Below are 18,276 nucleotides of genomic sequence, written 5' to 3'. Positions count from 1 at the left end.
ACTTTATCCGCCCCCTCCACCAGGTTATGCGCTAACCAGCCAGTATGTATATTCAATCAAACAGCCCGAAATGAAACGTATTCTGTTCTTCGTTCTATCGCTGACGAGCTTTCTGGGGTTCGGCCAAAATGCTGACATAAGCCGACAAATCAATCCAATGTCGAGCCGTATTCAGGCCGATGTAAGCAACCAGCCCCTCAGCACGACGCTTTCCGGAAATGTGACCATAAGTGGGGTTAATACGGTTGATAAATTAACCTATCACACCCTTAATACGAGCGGCTCGCTATTCATCGGTATTGACCCCATAAATGGAGACGACTCAAAAGCACCGTCTGCCTATACGGTTCAGACCGAAAGCTTTACGGGCGGGGTTGTATTCAAGTCGTTGGATAAAGCAATTGAATGGATAAACGGCAGTTCGGGCTATAGCTACTATGTTAGCCTTCGTAACACGACGCCAGAGAATCCGGTTGTGCTAAGCACCGACCACGAGGTTATCAATAAATCCGTTATCCTGTATTCACTGGCGTATCCTACACCCGCCCATATGACCCTGAATGCAGGACTATATGCGAGTACGGGCACCATGCTGCAACTCGCGACCCTCGACCTGACCTTACATGGATCGAATCGGCTGGTGGTAGACGGGGGCGATGTTATTGTGCAGGGCTGTACGATACGACCTTCTGTGTCGTGCTCAAACCTGTATGTCATTACGGTGGGAAGAATGTATCTCGACAATTCGACCTATGTATTCAGCGCCGATAATCAGAGCGTTTTACGACCATCAGGCGGATACGGAGCCCAGGTGAGTGTGGGCATGCATGGCCCGCTGGTGTTCACAATGGGTTCATTTACGGGCCTTTCGCTTATATCGGAAGCGCATCGAGGCTATAATCTGAGTGTAAAATGCAAGGACAACGCAACCTTTCCGCCAACGTTAAACATCGAAGGTGGGCTTTTCCAATATGGCCAAACACTGGTACAGGGACAGGCTTACTTCGATCCTACCAATCATAATTACAAGAGTGTATTATACGGCCCTACGCCGATCCGAACACCGGATATGACGAGCAACAGCACAGATCTGACGGGTAGTTTGAAAACGGTAGTCGTCGATGAAAATGGGCGATTTGGGGTTCTTGGCAATCGATTTACCACCGCCCAACGCGATGCATTGACGCCCTACGAAGGGCTGGAAATCTACAATCTGACAACGCACACCAAAGAGTTCTGGAATGGAACTACCTGGAAAACCATGCTGACCAACTAGCCCCAGTCCGCCGTAGCTGGCTCTTCATTTTCCAAATGATTCCTGACAGGTCAGGGTGAATCAGGGTTTAGTCGCCGATGAATGGGAAGCAGGTTTACGTTTGGAGCGATCGACGCAACCCGTTAACGCCCGATACGTATGATAGGCCGCTTTCCAGATATGCCCTTTCAGGGCTGTTTTCCGCTCGGGGTCTTTGTCCAGTCCTTCCTCATACCAATCGCCATGCTCGTGGTCGATCATGTAGGTCTGCACGTACTGCCAGAGCAATTTATACTGATCAAAATAGTGCATCGAATCGTTGGGAAACCGATCGGCCATCAGCAGCAATGTGTTCAATCCTTCGGCCTGTGTCCACCAGTTCTTGCTTTCATCGATGATGGTCATGCCCGGCTTGTTTTTAAAGTAGTAGCCCTGATCGTAGAAACCACCTGCTTTTTTGTCCCAGCCGTTGGCTAAGGCATGGTCAACCATTCGCTTGCCAATCTGTAGGGTTTTGGTATCATTTTTCAGGCCCAGCAGGTGTGAGGCTTCCAGCATCAGGTAGGCAGTTTCGACATCATGCCCGAACGATACATGATCCAGATTCCGGTGTTTCAAAACGACCGCTTCCGACGAATCGCGGAACGATACGGGTGTCCAGTCGGGCTGAAAAAACAGAACCAGATTGCCTTTGGGTGAGGTGATTACATCCCGAACGAGATGCAGCATTTCGGCCAGCCGTTCGCGGACGAGCGGGTCAGGCCAGACACTATAGAGTTCGGTCAGGGCTTCAAGCAGGTGAATGGAACTGTTCTGATCTTTGTAGCCTACATCGGATGTAGAAGGAACCGATGCATCCCGTTTTATCGGCGTTCCATCCCGGCGCATATGCTGAAAATACCCTTTGTATACGGGATCATGGCTATGCTTTTCGAGCCAGGCAAACGATTTTTTTGCCAGATTCAGAGCCGCTGTATCATGCGACATGTGATAGTACGCACTCAGGGCATACAACCCAAAGGCGTTTCCATAAACGAGCTTCGTATCCCCACCTTTTACATTCCCCTTCCGGTCGACCAGGTTGTAAAAGCCACCGTATTGCTTATCCCACATCACATCCTGTAGAAACAGAAAACCGTGGTGGGAATTTACTTTGTAATAGGCGACAGACGGGTATCGCTCAGCCGCTTTAGCCGTTGTCCAGACATGCCGGGCCTGGGTCACGATCATTTTGTCCTGCGGTCCGGTGGGAGTAAAATCGTAGGTGAACGTACTCAGAAAACCTCCAAACTCTTTATCGACTGCCTGTGGATACCATTTATTCATCATTTCGGTTTGAATAGACTTCTCCATTTCGGCCGCTATGCGCATCCGCTCGTCAACTGACTTTTGTGCATACGACAACTGGATGAGCATCGAAGAAGCGAGAACAAGTAGGGACGTCTTTTTCATAGAATCAGGTTAGAGGCAGTAGGGTAATTTCTCCTCACCTAGAAGCTATTTCTCCTGGTTTTCTCATCACCTGTTTAGCTATTTGCCGAAAGATAAGTCCAACACCTGTCGCCCATTGTTTCACTACTTATTACCGCTACCAGGCAAATGCCCACCCTTCAGCCGAAGGGTGGGCATTTGCTTTACCAATATTTACACTTATACAACTTACCGTTGATTGCCGTTCGACGACGAATCCCGATTCATCCGGTTACTGTTGCGCTTCATTTTTCGCCCATTGCGACCCTGTCCCTGCGAATTCTGCTGATTGGTCATCCCACTGCCGGTCGATACCGAACTATCGCTGTTACCCGTCGAGTTCATGTTCCGATCCATCGACCGTTTGTTCATCTTCGATCGGGGTGGCTGCCCATTTCGGCTCGTTGGGTCCGATGATCCATTTTGAGCAGCTGAGCCATTTGTTCCGTTACCTGTGCCACTGCCCGTGGTCGACTGTGCCTGTGCGCTGAAGCTGGCTACGGCCACAAACAGCGCTCCCATCATTACGATCTTTTTCATTGATTCTGTTGAGTATTGTGTTTTACTGGCTAACTGCCTGTTCAACGGAATGGCCACGAATTAATCAAAAATTAATCAATAAATGAGCATACGGGAATACAACCCAACAAACCAAACCGGGATTTGCGGGTTTAGGGGATAGTGCCTTATACTGAGCACCTATGAATACCATTAAACCACCATCGTCACGTTCTATTTTCCTGATACCTACGGGCCCTCAATGGATGGCCGTGCTGCCTATGGCGTTGCCTGTCCGGTTAAGTCTGCTCACAAGCCTGCTGGGTGTGCTGATGTCGGGCTGTACTAAAATGTACCACAGCCGACGGAGCATTCAGGAACTGGACCAAACGTTCGCTGTCAACAAAGCCCAGACACTTTTCTACACGGATCATGCGGGCAGGACCCAACACAAACAGCTTGCGCAAACCATATCCGCAGCGCTCTATTTACAGAACGACACCCTGTTTGTAGAACCACTGAAGGCATCGCTACGCCCAAACGATAATAACCCGGCTACGCTGGATGTATCAGACTCGGCCTTCGTCTTTTTTGTTAATCCAAAGCCAAAAAAAATACCGGTCGATGGTAAAAGCCCCTGGTTTCGCTACCACTTTACCTCGTTCGATATGGATCTGGTGACGATTCCGTTCAAATACCGACTGGCGCAGCAGGGCCAGCCCCCCGAACTGAATACCAACGCCAATGCTGCGCTTTATGTAGGTCTGCGTTTCGATCAGGGTTATCAGCGGAACGTCTTTTATCATTACCAGCAACGGTCCGACATTCGCTCGTTTAGTCTGGGAGTCGGTGGTCTGATTGGGATTGGTTCAGCCACAGTAGGGCCTTTCTCGACTATGGACCAGGTCGCCGATGAGTACGAAGGCGCCTGTCTGAGTTATGGACTGGCTACTATTTTCGGTTATCGGGCGGTGAGCCTTGGTCTGGCCTTTGGCTATGATACTTTGTTTGATCGCAATCGTGCCCGTTGGATTTACCAGCATAAACCCTGGCTGGGGCTAACCCTTGGTCTGAATTTAAATTAATCCCTCTATTTACAAGTCATGTCTAAAAAACACGTTATGGAAGCTTCCTTCAACCCCGCAGAACATACACACAAAGGCTTTTTCGAACGCTTTTCATCAGCCGTAGCTAAAGCCACCGGATCATCACCCGCCTTTATTCTGGCCATGGCCTCCGTTATTGTCTGGGCCGCGCTGGGTCCCGTTTTCGGCTACTCCGAAAACTGGCAACTCGTCATCAACACCGGAACAACGATTATCACGTTCCTGATGGTATTTGTGATACAGAAAGCGCAGAATAAAGAGTCGCTTTCGGTTCAACTCAAATTGAACGAGCTGATTGCCGCTACCAAGGGAGCCAGCAACCGACTGGTAGCCAGCGAAAACCTGAGCGAGGAAGAACTGGAAATTCTGTATAAACACTACTGCGCTATGGCCGAACTAACCAAGCAAACCAGCGACCTGCGCAAATCGCACTCGGTGGAAGAAGCGATTGACAAAACGGAAGAAAAGCTGGGGGTGCATGCGCACAAAGTAGACCATAAAAAGGAAGTAACGCCTAAAAAGGTGGCCCATAAAAAAGCATGATAGAAGCTCTATCATGCTTTCCAACCAACCTACAATAAACTATTTACCTATCTTGCTTTATTCGCTCTTTTCTGCCCGGCGATCACCTTTCTGAGCAGACATTGGTTTCGTTTGCGCCACAAACTCGATAAAATCGACACGGGCGGTTTCTTTACCATCGGCCACACCCGTTAGTTCAATCGTATCGCCTGTGTTGATTTTTACATTGGGAATGGTTTTCCGTCGCCAGCAGTCCACATCTTCGCTGAGCTTCCACGATGCTTTTTGCTTCCCCGCTACGGCCAGCGATAAATTGCCCTGACCACCTTTTTCATCGACATACGAAACCACCACATCATACACGCCCGACGGATGATTGAACGTCGATTTAGCCGTTCCTTTACCAGTTGTCTGCACACCCTGTTCGATCAGGAATTTATCGGGAGTATAACCGGACAACGTCATGTCTTCGGCTTCGATACCCATAATGGGCGTAAAACCCGCTACCCCGGCTTCGCTTAATCCATTCCGAACCGCCCGCAGATTCGAATAAGGTGATCCATCGTAGTGTTTGATACCAATGCCTTTCGAACCATTTTCGACCGAGATTTTAATACTCGATTTGATGATGTCGGGCGTGGTAAGCAGGCGGGTTGGTACACCAGGGATAATCCGAATATCGTTGCCCATGAAATATTGGGTGGTCAGTATCCGCGATTTCCGATCCGATTTCTGATATCCGTTCTGCTCGGTATGGGTCGAGAGATGGACCGAGTTGATGTTTCCTTTCAGTTCTTCCAGCGTTAAGCCCGAGGTCCGGTCGTTGAGGTCGTTCAGCCGGAAATCGATAGCCTGGTTTTCGTGGTGAATCTTATCCGTTACTTCCTTATAAATCTCGGTGGTACAATCGCGTCGGAATTTGCGCCAGTTGCTCAACTGCGGCTCGGCATAGGGGTTATCTTTCAGAACGGGCATAGCCGCTTCCATGTCGAAGCCCATTGTTTTGGCCTTATGCTTGCAGGACTCGCAGAAACAGGATCCGCCCTTCACTGGATCGTCGGACCGGCTGAACAGCAGCATACAGGTCTGAATGTAATCCACATCATAATGCCTGGCCAGATCGGTGTAAAGCGTGGTTAGGTACGCCCGTACATCGGGATTATTCGTACAGGGCCGGTCGACCGGATTGTTATTGATGTCACGCTGTTTGTATTCCGGATGTGCGTTCAGCACTTCGACGGGTATGTAGGTATGCGACACTTCTACCCCAGCCCGCAATCCACGTGCGTGCGCTTTATCGAGTACAATTTTTAACCAGTCGGTATCGTTCAGCCAGGACTCTCGCGACATCAGCGGCTTTATCTTTCCGTACATAGCCATGTCCGGTTTGAAATAGGCACGGGAGTCTTCGGCATCCCACTGCGACCGAACCGGATTGTGGATAAACGTAAATGTACCGGGCAATTTATCGTTATTGAACGGGCGGTGTTCTTCGTGCATAACGGCGATCAGGTACACCGAATTAACACCCGCAATTCGGGTCATATTGTCCAGAATCAGGTCCATCCCTTCGTCATGCACTTCCCAGGGGTAAATACTGCCCGTAACCTCGAAGGCTGGAGCGGGAACATTCGACCGTTTTAGGGCCTGAGCCTGTACCCATTGCACACACAGGCAAAAAAGGGCTGCCAGCAAATGGCGTTTAGGAAGAGTCATCAATGTCATGAGGTTTACTATATAAAAGTTGAGTTTAGTAGATTCGAGATAGTTTTTGTACTACCTCCAACCCTCTAAAGGGGGCTATGAACATTCGTAAGCTAAGCCCCCTTTAGGGTAGTGCGATTAAGAACAGAGCCCAGTATGACTCAGTCGACCAGCGTCGGTACTTTAGGCTTTTTCTTTACCATGGTCAGAACCGCCACAGCAAAGACGACCAGTATGACAATCAGGCCAATGAGGTATGTATAGCCTTTCGACAAGTCAGGAACCGCTGTGGTTTTCGTACCTGCTACCTTTTCATAGACCGGTATTATCCATTGAAACACATAGGCCTGGGCCAGCGTGAGCACACAGATAAAGACCAGCATGATGAAACTGTGCTTGACCGTAAACCGGAACAAATCCGACTCCCTGCCCACCAGATCCCCAGCCGCTGCCGCCACCGCTATCGACTGGGGCGAGATCATCTTACCCACCACGCCCCCCGACACGTTGGCCCCTACACTCACCACCGGGTCCACCCCAATGGATTGAGCCGTAGCGTACTGGAGCTTGCTGAACAGGGCATTAGCCGAGGTGTCGGACCCGGTGATGAACACACCCAGCCAACCCAGTACCGGCGCGAAAAAGGGGAACCAACTTCCTGTACTAGCCAGCACTCGGGCCAGGGTGAGGGTAATGCCGGAGTCATTCACGATATAGGCAAACCCCAATACCGAGGCCACCGTCAGGGTTGGGAACCGAAGCTGATGCAGGGTTGCCCCAAAGACCTGTAGCCCTTGCCGATAGGTCAGCCCCACCAGCGGAATGGTCACCAGCGAGGCAATCAGAATGGCCGTACCGGCTGCCGAGAGGTAGTTGAACTTGAACACTTTGGCCAGCAGCGTTCCGTCCTGGCCCTGAATGGCATTGTGCAGACCCGGAAACTCGAACTGAAGCTGACCATGGGCGTTGAGCACATCCTTGATCGACTGCAATCCCCAGAAAATAACCATGATGGTCAAGAGCAGAAACGGGCTCCAGGCTCGCAGTAGCTCCCCCCCCGAATACTGAATGGAGCTATCGAAAGTAGCCGCGGGCTCGTTGGCAAATCGCCAGATGGTTTTGGGCTTCCAGAACCGAAGAAAGGTCATCAGACAGATGATCGAGCCCAGTCCAGCAATCACATCGGGCAGGGCTGGACCCAGGTAGTTGGCCGAAAACCACTGCAATAAAGCAAACGCTCCGCCCGACACCAGCACGGCGGGCAGCACTTCCTGGGCTTTTTTGAACCCGGCAATGATGGTCACTAGATAAAACGGCAGGATCACCGACAGGATGGGCAGGGTGCGGCCCACCATCTGGGAGATGGGCAGTTCGGGAATACCCGACACCTGGGAGGCTACCGTGATGGGAATACCGATGGAGCCAAAAGCGACCGGGGCGGTATTGGCAATCAGGCAGATACCTGAGGCATAGAGGGGGTTGAATCCCAGTCCGACGAGCATGGCGGCCGTGATGGCGACGGGGGCACCGAATCCGGCTGTACCTTCGAGGAAGGCTCCGAAGGAGAAGGCGATGAGCAGGGCCTGGAGTCGTCGGTCGGAGGTGATGGATGCCATGAAGTGTTTGATGATGTCGAACTGTCCGGCCTTAACGGTGAGGTTGAAGAGGAATACGGCCATGATCACCAGCCAGCAGATGGGAAACAACCCATACAGGGCCCCGTGTAGAATCGAAAGTCCGGCCAGTTGAACGGGCATTTTGTAAACGGCAATGGCAATGACCGCAGCGATCCCGATAGCAATCAGACTGGCCTGATAGCCTTTCATCTTGCGGATGATGAGTGCCCAGAAAATGAACAGAATGGGCAGCGAAGCCACCAGAGCCGAAAGAATGAGGTTATCGAACGGGTCTATTACTTGTTTCCAGACCATAGTTAGTTAAAGCCTAAAGAATTAAAATCATACATTCACAGTATCATCTCTGTGCCGCTCCGTGCTTTCTCTGTGAGTCTCTGTGTTACAATCAAACTCATCAAAAACTCAATTTTGCATGTCCCATTTTTTATCGGTCTTCTCGCCCATATCCAGCACCAGCGTACCACCCTGCATCAGTTCATCATGCGTAAACGAGAGGGAGGTGAGTGGCTTGCCATTCAGCGTGGCCGACTGGATGTATTTGTTGGTGCGGGACGACTTGGGAGCCGATATGGTAAATGTCTTGCCGTTGGGTAGCGCGACGCTGACTTTGGTAAACAGCGGACTGGTGATCGAATAGCGGGGAATACCGGGCGTGGTCGGATAAAAACCCATTGCCGAGAAAACCACAAACGACGACATCGACCCACCATCTTCATCGCCCGGAACGCCGAAGATGGTATCCTGAAACCAGGTATCCAGCAGTAGCCGGGTGTACTTCTGGGTTTTCCAGGATGCGTTGGTGTAGTTGAACAGATACGGAATAAAGAACGTAACCTGATTGCCCATCGCAAACTGGCCGATCATGCCCGTCTGGTTGGGCCACATTTCCCAGAAAACGGGTTTGCTCTTCTCCATACCTTCACGGAAAAGCTGGTCCAGATTCTGCTCCATTTTTTCAGGCCCGCCCATCAACTCCCGTAAGCCCGACAAATCCTGCTGGGCGTTCCACATGTAGCTCCAGCCGTTGTTCTCGTTGTAGTAATCGAATCCGTTATGCCCTCCATCGAATTTCGGGTCGATGTCGATCCAGTTGCCCTGCGCATCTTTCGGGATGAACATATTGTATTTGGGGTTCCACAGATTCCGGTAATTCTGCGTCCGGGGGGCGTATTTGGCGTAGACGGTTTCGTTGCCCAGCGTTTTGGCCATCTCACTCAACGCCCAGCTATCGTAACAGTCGCCCAGGGTGATCGCTACCGCCGACCGTTTCTGACCGGGTTTCTTCGACGCAAACGCATCCGTTTCTTTTTCGCCGGGACGTAGCGCCGGATAATAACCATTTTTCGCGTAGAAGTCTTCCAGATCACCCTTGGGGCCATTTCGAAAGGGGAGCATCGTGGCCTGTTCGGCATTTTTCAGCATCCCTTCGAACGCAGCTTTCACATCGAAATTTCGGATTCCCTTGCGATAGGCATCTAAAAAGACAACTGACGATTTGAAGCCGAACATACCCGGCCGATCCCCGTAAGGCTTGGGGTATTCGGGCATCCAGCCGCTCTCCTTATACATCCGCACGTACGATTCCAGCATGTCGGCTTCGCCTTTCGGATTCAGGATAATTTGCAGCGGATGCAGGGCCAGGTAGTTACCCCAGGTATAGTCGTCGGTGTAGAACGGGCGCGCATCGGTATGAACGGTCTTGTCGTAGCCGCTGTAGTATTTTCCACCTTCGGTCATGTCGACCATGCGGGCGTAACAGCGGTACAGTGATGTGTAAAACGTGCGTTTCTGAGCGTCGGTGCCCCCTTCTACCGTGATTTTCCCGATGGCTTTGGCCCAGGCCGCCTGTCCATTGGCCTTCTGCTGATCGAAACTGACGCCATTCAATTCAGCTTCCAGATTCTTTTTCGCCTGTTCGATACTGATGAACGAAACTCCGTACCGGAACTCCACCACCGGTCCATCCGACTCCGAATAACTCGCATACGCCCGTTCGCCCGGCACTTTTTTAGGCTTTTCAGGAATGCCACTTACCGTATATCGTCCCCAATCTTTTTCACCATCCCGCTTGCCGGTTTGCGGTTTGCCCGTAAATACGCCATATATGTAAGCCATACCTTTCTGCTCATGGATGGCATCGTTTACGGCCTCGGTACCGACAATCGTGTTCCCATTCTGAAAATCGTAGGTACCGTTGGCGTAATTGTGCGACAAAAGCAGATTTTTCTTAACCCCAGCCGGAAAGGTAAACCGATAAATACCCGTCCGTGCACCCGGTGTAAACTCCAGCAGAATGTCATCGTCGGTCAGTTTGACGGAGTAATACCAGGGGCGTGTTACTTCCAGATCGTGGTCGTAGGTGAGCCGACGGAACCAGGCCGTATCGGCTAAAGCCCCTTTGGAAGGTTTGATGGCAAACACCATCTGGGGAGTAATGATATTCTGCGAGAGCATCGGGAAATCCGTAATCTGCATATCCAGATGATCCTGCCGATGCGGAAACACACGAACCATCTGATTGGGCAGATGTGCTACCGGCCGATTGGTATTCAGCAGCGGGGCCACATTGCCAATGGTCGGATCGATGTAGTTCAGGGCCGAATTAGTCGGTTTGCCAGGTTGCGCCAAACTGAACTGAGCCGCTAGTACGCTCACCAGCAAACTCGCCAGCCCTCGCTTTATTCCGGATTGATTGCGCGTTGAGATCGTCATGAGGGTTAATAGAGTATCGCCCATTTTTTATCGGTTTTTTCACCCATATCCAGCACCAGCGTACCGCCCTGCATCAGTTCATCATGCGTAAACGAGAGGGAGGTGAGTGGCTTGCCGTTCAGCGTGGCCGACTGGATGTATTTGTTGATTCGGGAGTTGTTCCGGGCAACGACCGTAAAGGTTTTACCATTGGGCAGAGCCACACTGATCTTAGTAAACAGTGGGCTCGTGATCGAATAGCGGGGAATACCGGGCGTGGTCGGATAAAATCCCATCGCCGAGAAAACCACAAACGAGTTCATGGAACCGGCATCCTCATCGCCCGGAACCCCGAAGATATTGTCCTGAAACCAGGTGTCCAGCAGCAGTCGGGTGTATTTTTGGGTTTTCCAGGGCGCATGGGTGTAGTTGAACAGGTAGGGAATGAAGAACGTCACCTGATTGCCCATCGCAAACTGGCCAATCAACCCGGTCTGATCGGGAAATTTCTCCCAGAAAACGGGTTTAGGTCGGTCGGCTCCTTCCCGAAACAGTTGGTCGAGGTTTTGCTCTACCTTGTCGGGGCCACCCATCAGTTCGGTCAGCCCTTTGATGTCCTGCTGTACATTCCAGCGGTAATTCCAGCCGTTGTTCTCGTTGTAGTAATCAAGCCCTGCATGCCCGCCGTCGAACTTCGGATCGATTTCGATCCAGTTGCCCTGGGCATCTTTGGGCATGAAAAAGCCCGTTTTGGGGTAGTATAGGTTTTTGTAGTTCTGGGCGTAGGGCGCAAACTTTTGGGCTACCGGCTGATTACCCAGCTCTTTAGCCAATTCACTCAAAGCCCAGCTATCGTAGCTATTACCCAGGGTAATCGCCACCGCCGACCGTTTCTGTCCCCGCTTTTGCGACGCAAAGGGATCAGTTTCCGTTTCGCCGGGGCGCAGGGCTGGGTAATAGCCTTTGGCGTAGTAAAAATCTTCCAAAGCGCCTTTAGGCCCGTTTCGGGAGGGTAGCATAGTCGCCTGCTCGGCATTCTTCAGCATTCCTTCCAGCGCCGTTTTAGCGTCGAAGTTGCGGATTCCTTTGCGGTAAGCATCCAGAAACATCACACAGGATTTGAAGCCAAACATACCCGGTCGGTCGCCGTAGGGCTTCGGATACTCGGGCATCCAGCCGCTCTCCTTGTACATCCGCACGTAGGATTCCAGCATATCGGCTTCCCGGTCCGGGTCCAGGATGCAGCGTAACGGATGTAAGGCTAAATAGTTGCCCCAGGTATAATCGTCGTTGTAAAAAGGCCGTTTGTCGGTGTGAACAGTCTTGTCGTAGCCGCTGTAGTATTTCCCGTCTTCGGTCATATCGAACATGCGGGCGTAGCAACGGTAGAGAGCCGTGTAAAAACTCCGTTTCTGCGCTTCAGTGCCCCCTTCTACCTGAATCCGACCAATGGTTTTGGCCCAGGCGGCCTGTGCTTTCGCTTTTTGCTGATCGAAACTGACGCCCGTGAGTTCAGCTTCCAGATTCTTTTTGGCCTGTTCGACGCTAATGAACGAAACCCCATACCGGAACTCCACCGTCGGACTGTCCGACTCCGAATAACTCGCATATGCCCGTTCGCCCGGCACTTTTTTGGGTTTCTCCTGCGTACCTGTTACCGTATAGCGTCCCCAGTCTTTTTCGCCATCGCGTTTGCCAGTTTGCGGTTTGCCTGTGAATATCCCATACAGATACGCCATGCCTTTTTGCTCGTGGATACCATCATTTACGGCCTCAGTGCCGACGATAGCATTTCCATTCTGAAAGTCGTATTTGCCGTTGGCGTAGTAGTGCGATAAGAGCAGGTGTTTTTTCACCCCAGCCGGAAAGGTAAACCGATAGATTCCGGTGCGGGCACCCGGTGTAAATTCGGTCAGGGTATTGTCGTCGGTAAGCCGAACTGAGTAATACCAGGGGTGAATGGTTTCAAAGTCGTGATCGTAGGTCAGGCGTCGATACCAGCCCGTATCAGCCAACGCACCAGAGTACGGTTTGATGGCAAAAATCATTTGGGGGGTAATGACGTTCTGCGAGAGCATCGGGAAATCCGTAATCTGCATGTCGAGGTGGTCCTGCCGCTTGGGGTAGATACGGACCATCTGATTCGGCAAATGAACCACCGGCCGATTGCTGTTCAGCAAAGGCGCTACATTGCCAATGGTCGGATCAATGTACCTCAATCCATCCGCTGAATTCGACTTCTTCTGCCCCAAACCCACCTGAACACCCATCAGATAGCTTATGAGAGACAAGACGACGAATGAGCTGATTTTTTGTTTCATAATTATGAAGAGGAAGGTTCGGAATAGGTCTATTAGGGTTAACCTCATCCTTGCCCAACTCCAAAACGGGAGCGGGCAAGGAAGGACATAAAACGATTAACTATACCCTGGATTTTGTGGCAGAATAGATGGGTTGTTGATAATCTGTATTTCGACCAGTGGAATCGGGAAGAGGGCGTTGAACGGCTTGTAGCCCAGTGGCCCCATCACCGCATCCAGACGTCCCGTCCGGGCCAGATCGAACCAGCGAACGCCCTCCATCGATAGTTCGTAGACGCGCTCGTCGTAAATCTTGGTCCGTAGCTGGTCTTTGGTCATGGTGGTGTAGGCTGGCATTTTAGCCCGTGTACGCACCTGATTCAGGTAGGTAAGCGCCTGATCGGTCTTCCCATTTTCGTTGAGGGCTTCAGCATACATCAGCAGCACATCGGCGTAGCGGATTACTTTCCAGTTCACTTTACTGTCGTTCAGCGAGTTGGTGGCGGCCAGGTATTTTTTGGTGAAGGTGGCAATTTGTAAAAAGCCCTGAAACACGCCATTGTTATCGGTATAGCCTTTGGCGACGGTAATATCCCGGCGGGGATCTTTCGGATCGAACGAATCGAACAAAGCCAGCGTGGGCGTGTTCTGCTCACCTGCTCCTCCTTTGATTCCGTAGAAGGTTTCGGCGGCTGAGTTGGCTGATTTAGGCAAGAACTTATTTGAAAAACCGCTACCCGCGCCCAGGTTACCATCCTGATATTCAATATCGAAGATGTACTCGCTATGGTGTTCGTCTTTGGTGTAGTCGAACAGGTCGCTGTAGTTCGGCAGGAGCGCATACCCTAACGTGGTCACTTCCTGAAGTTTGGCTTCGGCTTTTACAAAATCTTTGCGGGTCATGTACACGCGGCCCAGAATCGCTTTAGCCGCTCCTTTCGTAGCCCGGCCCACATCGACACCCGTATATTTGGCAGGCAATTTCGTTTCGGCCTCCATCAAGTCCTTGACGATCACCTCATCATAAATCTTATCGACCTTCTCCCGAACTTTCGTGTAGCCTTCGTCGGCCGTTGTTGGCTTGATATTGAGCGGCACATCACCAAAAATCCGTACCAGATCGAAGTAGGCAAACGCCCGCAGGAACTTCGCTTCACCCATATGTCGGTCTTTATTCGTTACCACAGCCGGGTCGGCCGTTTCCAGTTTCGACAGGACCAGATTAGCCCGGTTGATGGCGCTGTAATAGTTTCGCCAGGTCGAAATCATCAGGTTGGCATCGCTGTTCATGTTGAACTTATCGACCGACACCAGGAAGGCATCATTACCGAGCGCATGCCACGAATCGTCGGCCCGTAAATCACCGAAAATCCAGAAGTCCTGATACTGATTCCGCAGCATGGCATAAATACCGACCACGGCATCCTGAAAGTCTTTATCCGTTTTATAGACGGCATCCACACTAACGGTGGAAATAGGGTTCAATTCGATGAAACTCTTTTGGCACGACGTGGTAAGCACCGATGCCAGCGTAAGTAGACAAATTATCTTTTTCATTTGGCTAAGTCGTTTAGTTGTCGTGATACGGCTCAAAATCCTACATTCAAGCCAATCATCAGGCTTTTGGGCAGTGGATAATCGTTGGCCTCTACGCCCGGCGTCAGCGGATTTTCGGTCGTACTGACATCGGGGTTAAACGCCGTGTTCTTCGTGAAGATGAACGGATTATTGGCGTTGACATAGACCCGCAGCGAGTTCAGCTTGAGCTTCTGGCTAATGGCCGACGGGACCACATACGCTAAGGTTATGTTGTTGATCCGCAGGTAGGTCCCTGTATCCAGAAACAACTGACTCGGCAGACGAACCCCACCCGTTGGGGTATCGTTGGGGCGAGGAGTTTTGCCATCGCCGGGGTCCTGCTCCGACTTCCAGTAGTTGTTGCTGAAGGCGTAGCCTCTCACCCGCGCCCGGCCGCTGTTGCCTCCACCCCGCGAGGTGTTGTAGATCATGTTGCCTTTCGACCCTTGCAGACTGACGCTCAGGCTCAGGTTTTTATACGTAACCCGGTTGGTCATGCCATAGAAGAAATCGGGATAGGGCGACCCCATGATGGTTTTATCCGCATTGGTGATGACTCCATCCCCGTTAATATCGACAAACCGAATGTCGCCTACGCGCGAACGGTCGCTGCCACCGGGGTTATAAATAGGTCCCCGATCCAGGTCCGCCTGCGTTTTGAAAATCCCGTCGGTCAGCCAGCCAAAGAACATGCCGATGGGCTGTCCAATCATGGTTACGTTGTTGCCCGAATAGATTGGATCGCCCTGTGGCCCTAGTTTAACCACTTTATTGCGGTAGGTCGACAGGTTGAAATCGGTCGACCATTTGATTTTCCGGTCAATGTTTACCGTTCCCAATACAAACTCCCAGCCCGTGTTTTTAACCTCGCCGATATTCTGCAAAGCTGTGCTGAACCCCGTGTTGTTTGGGATGTTTACGTTCAGCAGCAGATTGGTATTGTGCGAGGTAAAATGGTCGATGGAGGCCGTAATCCGGCTATTGAAGAAACTGGCATCTACGCCAAAATTGAGCGAACTCTGGGTCTCCCAGGTCAGGCTCGGGTTTGCGATCCGGCCGGGTGCAATGGCCGTAGCGACGCTGTTGCCCAGCCCATAGTTTTCGTAGCTGACGGTCGCGTACTGGTCGTAGTTACCAATGTTATTGTTGCCCGTTACCCCATAACTGGCCCGAAGTTTCAGCTCCGTGATTTCGGGTCGGTTTTTTAGGAACGCTTCATCCGAAATACGCCAGGCAACGGCCAGCGATGGGAATATACCGTACTTATTCTCCGTTCCGAACCGTGACGAACCATCGGTCCGAATCGAAGTGGTCAGGTAGTATTTGCTATTGTAGTTGTAATTGACCCGCGCCAGATACGACATCAGCGACCACTCGTAAATGTTTGCCGTTCCGTTGGTGATCAACCCACCCACGGCACTCAGTGTAGGGACCAGGTTGTTCGGAAACTTGTTGCTCGTCATGGAGCTGGTTTCGCCCCGTTCTTTCTGGGCCGTAAAACCGGCTAAGGCAGCAATCGAGTGTTTATTGATTGTTTTGTTATAGTTCAGTGTGTACTCCGTGAGCCAGTTGGTGATCAGGCCCGCGTTGTCCGTACCGGTGGGCAGTTCGTTGGCGAAATAGGCGCGTTGCGGACGGAAGTACATGCCTTTGTTCGTCAGCAGGCTACCGCCCAGGAGTACATTAAATTTTAAATCATTCATGATCTGGTATTCCAGATTGACATTCCCCAACAATCGAAGGTTCTTCTGTGATGTGATCGTTTCCTGAGCTACGGCGAGTGGATTGTAGATGTCGGCCATATCGGCCAGACCAGCATAATTGAAATAGCTTCCGTCGGGATTTAGCAAGGGACGGAAATTATGAATCTGTAAAGTAGATGCGACAATACCTAGTGTACTGGCCGTGCCGCCACTAACGCCCGTTGACGGCAGGGAACGCAGTTCGGTATACGCAGGATTAAGACTAACTTTGAGGGCTAACCGCTTAGACAACTGCGCATCGATGTTGGAACGCATCGAATACCGCTTGAAACCACTGTTGATAATAATACCATCCTGATTGAAATATTCCCCACTGACGGCATACCGAATATTTTCGGACCCACCCGTCGCCGACAATTGAATCTGACGCTGGGGTGCCGTAATGAGAACTTTATTCAGAGAATTTTCGTCGGTGGTATTCCGGCCTTCCAGCACATCCATGATGATGGCGGGTACGGGTGTAGCCCAGGATGTTGGTGGCCCCGATACGTCTTTACCCGCATCCATGTTTTTGTTACGCATACCATCGTAGAAGAACTGCGCCTGTTCTTTCGAGTTCTTCATAATGGGTACTTTCGATACACTCTGCCAGCCGTAGTAAGTGTCGAGTGTGATGTTGGCTTTACCAGCTTTTCCTCGTTTGGTCGTGATGATGACCACCCCATTGGAACCGCGCGACCCGTAAATAGCAGTGGCAGAAGCATCTTTCAGAATATCCAGGGTTTCAATATCATTGGGGTTCAGGGTCTGGATATTATCGGTGGGGAAGCCATCGACCACATACAGCGGACTGGCCCCGGCCGATATACTCCCAATACCCCGCACACGAATTTGTGGAGCGGCACCGGGTTCGCCCGAAACAACTTTTACCTGAACCCCGGCGACGCGTCCGGCCAGACCCTGTTCAATCCGGGTAACCCCCAAATCTTTAATTTCCTTATTGCTGATAACCCCAACTGAACCCGTCAAATCTTTCTTTTTAACCGTACCGTAGCCCACCACCACAATTTCGTCGAGGGTTTTGTTATCGGCTTTCAGGGTCACATCGAGCGTGGTCTTATTACCCACGACCACTTCCTGCGCCAGGTACCCTACGTAACTGAATATCAGTACGGCGGATGCGTTCGGCACATCCAGTCGGTACTTTCCCAGCGCATCGGTGGTGGTCCCCTTCTGCGACCCTTTAATGACGATACTAACCCCCGGCAACCCCTCGCCCTTATCGTCTATGACTGTCCCCTGCACCGGAATATCCGCCAGTTTAACCTCCGCAGGTAGCCTGGAGGGTAGTGTCAGGGATGATTCCCGGCTATCGGTTTCCTGATCGGATTTGGTCTGAAGCTCCTGAAGAGACGTAGCATTCTGGCTACTGCTGGCTTCGGCTTTACCGGCGGGTTCTTTGGCCATCACCACATACCCACCGTTTCGTACCTTCTTATACCGAAGGCCAAGCGGTTTCAGCACCGCGCTGAGGTTCTGCTCGATGTTCGCGTTGAAGTTGATGGTATTCTCGGTTACTACCATGCCTTCTACATTCCGGTCGAAAAAAAGAATATCGACCTCATAATGGTCCTGCAACTTTTTGAGGACATCCTTCAGCTTCAGGGCCGTCCCTTTCGGGTAGGCCTCCCGCTGCTGAAGTTGTTGGGCTTTGGCCAGCACCTGCGAAAATCCCGGCCGTACTCCTCCCAGGACTACCCCGAAAAGGAGTAGCAGACGTATCAGTTTTTTCATCGTTCGTTAAGGGGTTCT

11 protein-coding genes are annotated in these 18,276 nt (G+C 51.4%); 3 read left to right on the top strand and 8 right to left on the bottom strand.

Annotated features, from left to right (window positions below; genetic code table 11):
* Positions 1–70: 70 nt before the first annotated feature.
* A complete protein-coding gene (locus tag B153_RS0126035; protein ID WP_020599690.1) occupies positions 71–1,276 on the top strand; it encodes a hypothetical protein in 1,206 nt (401 codons plus the stop codon).
* Positions 1,277–1,336: 60 nt separating this feature from the next.
* On the opposite strand, the gene B153_RS35915 is transcribed toward B153_RS0126035, so the two are convergent.
* Together B153_RS35915 and B153_RS0126025 are read right to left on the bottom strand one after the other, a co-directional pair.
* Complete coding sequence (locus tag B153_RS35915; RefSeq protein WP_040762053.1) at positions 1,337–2,707, bottom strand: AGE family epimerase/isomerase; 1,371 nt, start codon at positions 2,705–2,707, stop codon at positions 1,337–1,339.
* Between the two features lie 207 nt (positions 2,708–2,914).
* Positions 2,915–3,265 carry a hypothetical protein gene (locus B153_RS0126025; protein WP_020599688.1) on the bottom strand — a complete coding sequence of 117 codons (351 nt, stop codon included), beginning with the start codon at positions 3,263–3,265 and terminating at the stop codon, positions 2,915–2,917.
* Positions 3,266–3,426: 161 nt separating this feature from the next.
* Here B153_RS0126025 and B153_RS0126020 point away from each other — a divergent pair, with 161 nt between their 5' ends.
* Together B153_RS0126020 and B153_RS0126015 are read left to right on the top strand one after the other, a co-directional pair.
* On the top strand, positions 3,427–4,308 hold the full coding sequence (locus tag B153_RS0126020; protein ID WP_051097350.1) for a hypothetical protein: 882 nt from the start codon (positions 3,427–3,429) through the stop codon (positions 4,306–4,308).
* Positions 4,309–4,326: 18 nt separating this feature from the next.
* Positions 4,327–4,872 carry a low affinity iron permease family protein gene (locus B153_RS0126015; RefSeq protein WP_157634859.1) on the top strand — a complete coding sequence of 182 codons (546 nt, stop codon included), beginning with the start codon at positions 4,327–4,329 and terminating at the stop codon, positions 4,870–4,872.
* Positions 4,873–4,929: 57 nt separating this feature from the next.
* Here the strand turns inward: B153_RS0126015 and B153_RS0126010 are convergent, their stop codons facing one another.
* The 6 genes from B153_RS0126010 to B153_RS0125985 all read right to left on the bottom strand — a co-directional run bounded on the left by B153_RS0126010 (position 4,930) and on the right by B153_RS0125985 (position 18,258).
* Positions 4,930–6,567 carry a hypothetical protein gene (locus tag B153_RS0126010; protein ID WP_020599685.1) on the bottom strand — a complete coding sequence of 546 codons (1,638 nt, stop codon included), beginning with the start codon at positions 6,565–6,567 and terminating at the stop codon, positions 4,930–4,932.
* A 149-nt stretch (positions 6,568–6,716) separates the two neighbouring features.
* Positions 6,717–8,486 carry an L-lactate permease gene (locus tag B153_RS0126005; RefSeq protein WP_020599684.1) on the bottom strand — a complete coding sequence of 590 codons (1,770 nt, stop codon included), beginning with the start codon at positions 8,484–8,486 and terminating at the stop codon, positions 6,717–6,719.
* A 108-nt stretch (positions 8,487–8,594) separates the two neighbouring features.
* The gene (locus B153_RS0126000; protein WP_026262466.1) at positions 8,595–10,904 is read right to left on the bottom strand and encodes a GH92 family glycosyl hydrolase; all 2,310 of its coding nucleotides are present in this window, start codon (positions 10,902–10,904) and stop codon (positions 8,595–8,597) included.
* A 5-nt stretch (positions 10,905–10,909) separates the two neighbouring features.
* Positions 10,910–13,204 carry a GH92 family glycosyl hydrolase gene (locus B153_RS0125995; protein ID WP_026262465.1) on the bottom strand — a complete coding sequence of 765 codons (2,295 nt, stop codon included), beginning with the start codon at positions 13,202–13,204 and terminating at the stop codon, positions 10,910–10,912.
* Positions 13,205–13,300: 96 nt separating this feature from the next.
* Positions 13,301–14,740, bottom strand: a complete 1,440-nt coding sequence (locus tag B153_RS0125990) for a RagB/SusD family nutrient uptake outer membrane protein (protein ID WP_020599681.1) — start codon at positions 14,738–14,740, stop codon at positions 13,301–13,303.
* A gap of 32 nt (positions 14,741–14,772) precedes the next feature.
* Positions 14,773–18,258: a SusC/RagA family TonB-linked outer membrane protein gene (locus B153_RS0125985; RefSeq protein ID WP_020599680.1), complete on the bottom strand. Its 3,486-nt coding sequence runs from the start codon at positions 18,256–18,258 to the stop codon at positions 14,773–14,775.
* Positions 18,259–18,276: the final 18 nt, after the last annotated feature.

It is taken from the genome of Spirosoma panaciterrae DSM 21099, from assembly GCF_000374025.1.
GTDB classification, from domain to species: domain Bacteria; phylum Bacteroidota; class Bacteroidia; order Cytophagales; family Spirosomataceae; genus Spirosoma; species Spirosoma panaciterrae.
Note: the sequence above shows the minus strand (reverse complement) of the source record. Positions and strands in the feature narration are given on the sequence as shown.

Coding starts and splice junctions, on each gene's coding strand:
- B153_RS0126035 (WP_020599690.1), top strand. CDS start 71: ATGAAACGTATTCTGTTCTTCGTTCTATCGCTGACGAGCTTTCTGGGG.
- B153_RS0126020 (WP_051097350.1), top strand. CDS start 3,427: ATGAATACCATTAAACCACCATCGTCACGTTCTATTTTCCTGATACCT.
- B153_RS35915 (WP_040762053.1), bottom strand. CDS start 2,707: ATGAAAAAGACGTCCCTACTTGTTCTCGCTTCTTCGATGCTCATCCAG.
- B153_RS0126010 (WP_020599685.1), bottom strand. CDS start 6,567: ATGACTCTTCCTAAACGCCATTTGCTGGCAGCCCTTTTTTGCCTGTGT.
- B153_RS0125985 (WP_020599680.1), bottom strand. CDS start 18,258: ATGAAAAAACTGATACGTCTGCTACTCCTTTTCGGGGTAGTCCTGGGA.
- B153_RS0126000 (WP_026262466.1), bottom strand. CDS start 10,904: ATGACGATCTCAACGCGCAATCAATCCGGAATAAAGCGAGGGCTGGCG.
- B153_RS0125990 (WP_020599681.1), bottom strand. CDS start 14,740: ATGAAAAAGATAATTTGTCTACTTACGCTGGCATCGGTGCTTACCACG.
- B153_RS0126015 (WP_157634859.1), top strand. CDS start 4,327: ATGTCTAAAAAACACGTTATGGAAGCTTCCTTCAACCCCGCAGAACAT.
- B153_RS0125995 (WP_026262465.1), bottom strand. CDS start 13,204: ATGAAACAAAAAATCAGCTCATTCGTCGTCTTGTCTCTCATAAGCTAT.
- B153_RS0126025 (WP_020599688.1), bottom strand. CDS start 3,265: ATGAAAAAGATCGTAATGATGGGAGCGCTGTTTGTGGCCGTAGCCAGC.
- B153_RS0126005 (WP_020599684.1), bottom strand. CDS start 8,486: ATGGTCTGGAAACAAGTAATAGACCCGTTCGATAACCTCATTCTTTCG.